The organism is Deltaproteobacteria bacterium (genome assembly GCA_020848905.1).
GTDB lineage: Bacteria > Myxococcota_A > Polyangia.
Genome location: JADLHG010000034.1, coordinates 1 through 7,055, shown reverse-complemented (window position 1 = coordinate 7,055; position 7,055 = coordinate 1). Strand labels below are relative to the sequence as shown.

9 protein-coding genes are annotated in these 7,055 nt (G+C 70.7%); 8 read left to right on the top strand and 1 reads right to left on the bottom strand.

Going from position 1 to position 7,055, the window contains the following annotated elements; genetic code table 11:
- Together IT371_15410 and IT371_15405 are read left to right on the top strand one after the other, a co-directional pair.
- The coding region (locus IT371_15410; GenBank protein MCC6749047.1) for a hypothetical protein at window positions 1-1,551 on the top strand (1,551 nt) is incomplete at its 5' end.
- Window positions 1,548-2,216, top strand: a complete 669-nt coding sequence (locus IT371_15405) for a HEAT repeat domain-containing protein (protein ID MCC6749046.1) — start codon at window positions 1,548-1,550, stop codon at window positions 2,214-2,216. The genes IT371_15410 and IT371_15405, both read left to right, overlap by 4 nt.
- A 154-nt stretch (window positions 2,217-2,370) precedes the next feature.
- Here IT371_15405 and IT371_15400 read toward each other — a convergent pair whose 3' ends face one another.
- On the bottom strand, window positions 2,371-2,568 hold the full coding sequence (locus IT371_15400; GenBank protein ID MCC6749045.1) for a hypothetical protein: 198 nt from the start codon (window positions 2,566-2,568) through the stop codon (window positions 2,371-2,373).
- Window positions 2,569-2,945: 377 nt separating this feature from the next.
- Between IT371_15400 and IT371_15395 the strand changes: the two genes are divergently transcribed.
- From IT371_15395 to IT371_15370, 6 genes are all read left to right on the top strand, one after another.
- Complete coding sequence (locus tag IT371_15395) at window positions 2,946-3,251, top strand: hypothetical protein (GenBank protein ID MCC6749044.1); 306 nt, start codon at window positions 2,946-2,948, stop codon at window positions 3,249-3,251.
- Window positions 3,248-3,601, top strand: a complete 354-nt coding sequence (locus IT371_15390) for a type II toxin-antitoxin system PemK/MazF family toxin (GenBank protein ID MCC6749043.1) — start codon at window positions 3,248-3,250, stop codon at window positions 3,599-3,601. Before IT371_15395 ends, IT371_15390 begins: the two co-directional genes overlap by 4 nt.
- Window positions 3,602-3,799: 198 nt before the next feature.
- On the top strand, window positions 3,800-4,585 hold the full coding sequence (locus IT371_15385) for a tyrosine-type recombinase/integrase (GenBank protein MCC6749042.1): 786 nt from the start codon (window positions 3,800-3,802) through the stop codon (window positions 4,583-4,585).
- Window positions 4,586-4,635: 50 nt separating this feature from the next.
- Complete coding sequence (locus tag IT371_15380) at window positions 4,636-5,718, top strand: hypothetical protein (protein MCC6749041.1); 1,083 nt, start codon at window positions 4,636-4,638, stop codon at window positions 5,716-5,718.
- A 127-nt stretch (window positions 5,719-5,845) separates the two neighbouring features.
- A complete protein-coding gene (locus IT371_15375) occupies window positions 5,846-6,535 on the top strand; it encodes a YdeI/OmpD-associated family protein (GenBank protein ID MCC6749040.1) in 690 nt (229 codons plus the stop codon).
- A 69-nt stretch (window positions 6,536-6,604) separates the two neighbouring features.
- Window positions 6,605-7,055: hypothetical protein (locus IT371_15370; protein ID MCC6749039.1), on the top strand; the 451-nt coding region annotated here is incomplete at its 3' end.

The window sequence follows — 7,055 nt, the reverse complement described above, 5'->3', positions numbered from 1 at the left end:
GAGCTCGTGGAGCGCGCGACGTACCAGGCTTACGGCAGCGCGGAGAGCGACTACCGCCCGGAGCGGTGGAAGGGCTTCCGCGAGGACTACGGCTTCACGGGGAAGGAGGAGGACGTCGAGGTCGGGCCGACGTACTTCGGGTTCCGGTACCTGAGCACGCCGCTGGGGCGGTGGGTGAGCGCAGATCCGAAGACAACTCACCAAGTCGACGCCGACTTAAACGCATACGTGTACGTGGGTGGGCGGGTCCTTTCGAGGGGCGACGCCGTCGGGCTCGACTGGACGGACGACATCAGCAAGAGCCGATTCATTCAAGGCGTCTCCAGGGCCGTCGATGACATCGTGCACGCACCACTGGCTGCATACGAAGCGGCTAAGGGCGTGGCGACGGGGCAGATTGCCATTGCCGACGCTGCCGCGGCGCTCGGAGTGGGCGCGCTAGAAGCCCTGCCGCCCGTCCAAACCGGAATGGCGTTGGGAGCCGCGTCCTCGCCCGAGTTGGACGACGCAGCGGTTGCGGAGCACTCGACGAACGTAGTGTTCGGAGTGGCGACCTTGGGCGCGGGTGTCGCTGTCAGGGCGGTGCTTCGAGGGGCGAAGGCGCTCCGCACAGCCGCTAGACTCAGGAAGGCCCCTCCTGCGCCCAAGCCCCCGGTGCCGGTCGAAGTGCCGCCGCCGTTGAAGCCATCGCCGCCGCGGGACGTGAGCGGCCCGAACTGCGAAGGGACGGCTTGCAGCGCCCCTCCCAAGGCGGCGTGCTTTGCGGCGGGCACAGCGGTCGCAACACCCGGCGGGCTGGTGGCCATCGAGGAGGTGCGTGAGGGCGACATCGTTCACTCGATGCGAGACGACGGTGTGGTGGAGCCCGCTCGAGTACTGGCGCTGACCGTGCGGCACGGGGTGGAGGTGATCGAGCTCTGGGTGCAGGACATCGAGGGGCGTTCCGAGCAGTTGGTGGTCACGACGGACCATCCGTTCCTGGTGGAGGGCGTTGGATGGCTCCGCGCTGACTCCCTGCTCCACCTCGAGAGCGATCGTCTGCATCGACTGGATGGTACTTTCGCCACGGTGCTGGCAAGGGGCCCGCCGCGGGCGCGGCGGGCGACGGTCTACAACCTCGAGGTCGAGAAGAACCACAACTACTTCGTGGGCAGCACGACGGTGTTGGTGCACAACTGCGGGGAACCTGCGCAGGCGGAGGCGCCCGCGCCCGCTCCGGGGGGGACGGCGCGAGAGGCGGCGACGGGGCCATCCAGAGGAACCGGCGGTCCTATCGTTCATCCTGGGCGGCAGGGGAAACACACTCCGGGCCACAACAACTTCATCCCAGGCAGAAGCGAGTTCACGCATCCAGACCCCCAGGCGCTTCTTGACAAGTGGGCCGGGAAGGGAGTTCGCCACGGTGCTAAGGAAGTGGTTGATTTCGTCGAGGAGATTGGGACGTACGTGAAGCAAGACGGGACCCGAGTCCCAACATCACGCGGCAGGATTCACTACGATGTCAAGAACCGCGCCCACATAGTCCCCGCTGCACCGGGGCGGCGCACGTGAACGCGAACGACCTGAGTGTGCTGACCGAGGAGTGGTCCCAGTGGTGCGTGACCGCTGATCGATCCGAACCGGGTTGGGAGTCAGACTTTCCGAAGTGGCATGCGCTGATTGGTGCCGCGCGCCTGGCGATGACCCACGGCGATTTGTCGATTGAAACAGTAACGGCGTTAGCTACGTGCTGGGCAGCTTCTCACGAGACAGAGGAACTTCTCTCCTTCGCGACCGAGAACTTGGATGACTGTTGGCCCGCTATTCAACAGCTGTCTCGCGCAACTTCGCCGAACTGCCGTTGGCAGATCTACGCGGCGGCGAGTGGCGCCGGCTCCCGCGCAGAGAGTTTGCTTCGGCGCGGCCTGATGGATGAAGACCCATACGCAAGAAGACGCGCGCTCCTGTCGCTGGCAGCCATCCGTCCCTCCGACGCTCAGTTACTCGCGGAGCGGTATGTGAACGATCCGGAGCCATACATGCGCCAGGCTGCGATTGAGATGATAGCGGCATCGCCAGACGAAACGTACCGGCGGAACGCGCTAGACGCCCTCCGAGGCGATCCTGTGGAGCACGTTCGCGCAGCTGCAGAGGTGGCGTGGAACAGACTCATCTCAGACCGAGCGGAGGGCGACGATGGTCGCCGGCCCGAGGCTCGCGATCACCGCAGCCGCTGAGGCGGAAGGCGCTACCTTTCGGAGCGCGCCGTGCGCGTGGCGTTCGCCAAGCGCATGGCTGGGCCCGGCTTTGAAAATCGCTCTCCGCTCCTGGGTACACAATGACCAATATTGTCCGCTACACACCCCTGCGTCTGGTCCGAAGCTCGTGTTACTAGGCCGGGGTTTCGGACCGGCCCTGGGCGCCGTCGGTGCCGGCTCCCCCATCGGGGACGGCGGTCACCGCGTGCAGCTTCGGCGGGGCCGGGACGCGCAGCTTGCGGAGCAGCGTCGCGACGTCGGGGCTGAGCTCCGTCGTGCGCCGGACGCGGGCATCGGCTGTGCGCGCGCCGGCTGGTTGACGGCGATGCACGCCGACTCGGTGATGGGCGTCTCGCCGGCGAGCACCCTGTGCGCGGCGTGATGGCCATCGGTGCGAGCGCGGCCTCGACGCCATCGCGGCGGCGCCGTCCGACGACGGCGGCGCCGGCTGTTCCGCGACAACTATTCCTGCCGACGCGCGTCACGACGTCGCGATCGACGGGCTTCTTCTTGCGGCACGCGGCGTCACGCAGGGCGGCCGTGGCGAGGCGGTCGATCTCGCGCCCGACCCTGAAGATTTTCAGGCTGCTCGGCTCCGTCCCACAAGCGGCGGACGGGGTCCATGGACTCGCGCCGTTGCCGGCCCGGCCGGGTACAGGGTTGCACCAGGACGGGTATGATCATATCCTGAAGCATATCGGAGGCACCATGGCCACGACCGAGCGCGTCACCGTCACCCTGCCGATCGACCTCGTCGAGGGCATCGACCGCTTCGAGCGGAACCGCAGCCGCTTCATCACTGAAGCCGTGGAGCATGAGCTCGTCCGGCGTCGGCGAGAGGGACTCTTCCGGTCGCTCGCAAGCCCTCACCCCGAGGCTGCGGCGCTCGCCGAGACCGGGCTCGCGGACTGGGGCGCGAGCCTGCCCGCGGACGACGAGGGCTTGGTAGACGAGTCCGCTGGAAGGCCGGTGCGATGGGTCGAGGGCCAAGGCTGGGTGGAGGAGTCCGCGTGATCGTCGATCGCGGCACCGTCGTCCTCGTCGAACTGGACCCGACCGTTGGCCACGAGCAGCGCGGCACGCGCCCGTGCGTGGCGGTCAGCGATCCGGCGGTCAACGCCGATCAGCGCTTCCCGCTCATCGCGGTCGTGCCGGTCACCGGCACGCCGGGCGAGGGCGCACTCTACCCGGAACTGTCGCCGGGCAAGAGCGGCCTGACGAAGACCTCATACGCACTCGCCGATCAGCTGCGGTCGGTCGACAAGCGCCGCATCCGACGCGTGTTCGGGCGCATCGCGAAGGACGAGCTCCTCGCGCTCGATCAGGGGCTCGAGCTCTTCCTTGGGCTCACGAGCGAGCCGTAGCCCTCAGCAGCGGAGCTGTTCGACGGCGCGGACGAGGTCCGCGTCGGCCGGGTGCGTGTAGAGCATCGTCGTCACGACGCTGCGGTGCCGGGCGAAGCGCTGCGTGAGCCGGAGGTCCTCGGTGCTCGCGTAGATGTTGGTGCAGGCCGAGTGCCTCAAGGCACGCGCGCTCACGTGCCGCTCGAATCCGGCGCACACCTGCCAGATGCCGAAGGCGTGCCGGAGCTGCCGCGTCGAGAGTCGCAGGCCCCGCTGGCGCGCGAAGAGCGGCGCGTCGGAGGCGAGGCTCTCGCCGCTCGCGGCCTTCCACGCGCGCAGGCCCGCGAGCTTCCCGCGCGGACTCTCGGAGAGCACCACCTCCTGCAGGTCGTCGGCGCCGCGCCCGTCGCCCTTGAACACGCGCAGGAGCACGCGCCGCTTCGGCGCCCCCGCGGCGTCGAAGACGCGGCCGACGTCGGGGGCGACGAGCTCGTGAGCGCGCAGGTCCGCGTCGCCGAGCATCGCGGTCAGCGGCTCGAGTGCCTCGAGGTCATCCACCTGACGGCCTTCGACCTCGACCAGGAGCGCGGCACGCCGATGGTGCGCCAGGGCAAGAGCAAGAAGGACCGGATGGTCCCGATCGGTGAGCGCGCGATCGCGTGGATCGCCCGCTACCTGAACGAGGCCCGCCCGCAACTGGTGGCGCCGCCCAACCCGGGTACGATCTTCCTCACGCAGGAGGGCGAGGAGATCTCCTCGCACCGCGGCTCGCAGCTCGTGCGCGACCACGTCGCCGCGGCCGACCTCGGCAAGACCGGCGCGTGCCACCTCTTCCGGCACACCTGCGCGACGCTCATGCTCGAGGGCGGCGCCGACAGCGGACTCCGCTGCCGAAGACCCGCACCCATGTCGACCTCGACGTCCACGAAGGATTGGAGGTGGTCCGGGCGTTGGCTTGGAGGGTCGCCCCCCCGGCACCGAGGCCGCCGGGGGCGGCGCGCGTGAGCGGACGCTGGGCGGTTGCTGGCTCGAAGGCCCACGCGTAGCCTCGGGTGATGACGCCTCGCACCGCGCCGTGTCTCGCTGCTCCGGCCCATCGAGCGCCGCTGCACGCGCCCTCCGTTCGGGTCGCCATGGCGGCCGCGGTGGTGGCTACGCTGGCGATCGCTGGCTGCGGCTCGGACGACGACGGGGGTGCAGGCTCGCCGGGCGGCAGCGGCGGCGTGGCCGGCGCCGGCTCAGGTGGCGCGGGCGGCGGGGCGGGCGGCGGCGCGGGCGGCGCCGGAGGGCAGCACCCCGCGCCTTCGCCGGAGCCGTGCCTGGAGGACGTGACCCCTGGGCACCACGTGTTCACGTGTGACTCGATCGTGTTCGACCTCTCGGTGCCAGAGGCCTGTTTCACCGAGGCGTGCGGGCTCATCGTCGACGTTCACGGCTTCAGCATGAGCGCGGCGATGCAGGACGCCAACACCGAGCTGCGCAGGCGGGGAGCGGAGAAGGGGTACGTCGTGCTCCAGCCGAACGCCGACCCTGCGCCGCCGCTCTCGTCGTGGGACGGCAGTGGCGCGGACGATGGGGCCGTGTTCGCGATGCTCGAGCGCACGATGCGGGTCTTCCACCTCGATCCGAAACGAGTGCACTTCACTGGCTTCTCGCAGGGCGGTGGGATGACGTGGCGGATGCTGTGCGCCCACGCCGGGGTCTTCGCGTCGGTCGCGCCCGCGGCGCTCGCGGAGGGTTGCAGCTTCCAGGGCGCCGACGTGCCGGCGGCGACTGTCCCGACGCTGTTTCTGCACGGGACGGCGGACGGGCTGGTCCCGTTCGACGGCGCCCTGGCGCTGCGCGACGCCATAGTCGCCGCGTGGAGCCTGGACGCGGGCACCAAGGTCGCAGGCGACGACGACCACGAGAGGGTCCGATACGTCAGCCCGGGGGGGGTGCCGTTCGAGTTCCTCACCCACGATTACGAGCAGACGACGTCGTGCCTGGTCCTCGACCTGAAGGGTCACTGCTTCCCCGGGAGCGAGGATCCGGGCACCGCGACGGGCCAGCCGTGCAGCTTCGCCTGCCCGCCGCCGAGCGCTTTCGACTGGGGAGCGGAGGTGATGAGCTTCTTCGAGGCGCACCCAAAGCCGTGAGGACGCCGACCAGCGTGCGGCGCGAGCATCCGACGAGCGAGCCCGTGGCGTCGAGAACGCGCACGCGGTCCTCCAGGCTCCGCAGCGGACGATCCCCGGTGTCGGCGTCGGCGGGGAGCCTCACCAAGTGAATCCGCCGAAACCGACGTTCTTCCCCGGCCCCGCAGCGCTCCGTCGCTGGCTCGACACGCACCACCGGAGCGCGGCAGAACTCTGGGTCGGCCTGTACAAGAAGGGGACCGGCAAGCCTACGGTCAGCTGGCCCGAGCTCGTCGACGAGGTGCTCTGCGTCGGCTGGATCGACGGTATCCGAAAGAGCCTCGACGATCAGCGCTACGCCATCCGAGTGACGCCGCGGCGGCCCGGGAGCACCTGGAGCGAGGTCAACGTGAAGCGGGCCCACGCGCTGATCGACGCCGGTCGCATGCGCCCCGCTGGGCGCCGCGCGTTCGAGCTCCGGACCCCGGAGCGGACCGGCGTCTACTCGTACGAGCCGGGGCCAGCAGCCGTGCTCGAGCCCGCCGAGGAGGCCCTCTTTCGAAGCGACCCGCGCGCCTGGAGCCACTTCGAAGCGAGCCCGCCCAGCTACCGCCGTTCCGTCATTCGCTGGGTAGTGAGCGCCAAGCGGGAAGCGACCCGCAAGCGCCGCCTCGCCGCCCTGATAGCAAACTGCACCGCCGCTCGCCCCCTCGCGGCGTCCGCACGCAAGCCGACCGCAACCGCGGAGCCGCCCCCAACCGCGCGGCGCGCCCGACACTCGCCCCTGCGAGCGACCGCCCCCAAGACCCGCGCCCCAGCCCCCCAACTCAAACGCTGAACCCGCCTCGCCCCCGCGCGCGAGCAGCCGCCAACTCGGCACGGGTCCCGCGAGCCATCCCGACCGCTGGTGATCTCCGCCACCCGCCCGAGTCGCCCGCTGGACCAGTGGACGGTGGCCGAGAGCCCGGCAGGCGTGCGCGAGCTCAGCTCCGCGCGGGGCTCCGGCGTGCGCGAGGGCGTGCGCGAGAGCGAATGCGTGTGCGAGGGCGTGCGCGAGGGCGAGGGCGTGCGCGAGGGCGTGCGCGAGAGCGAGGGCGTGCGCGAGAGCGAGGGCGTGCGCGAGAGCGAGGGCGTGCGCGAGAGCGAGGGCGTGCGCGAGAGCGGTGGCGTGTGCGAGGGCGTGTGCGAGGGCGTGCGCGAGGGCGTGCGCGGTGGCGTGCGCGGGGGCGTGCGCGGTGGCGTGCGCGGGGGCGTGCGCGGTGGCGTGCGCGGTGGCGTGCGCGGTGGCGTGCGCGGTGGCGTGCGCGGTGGCGTGCGCGGTGGCGTGCGCGGTGGCGTGCGCGGTGGCGTGCGCGGTG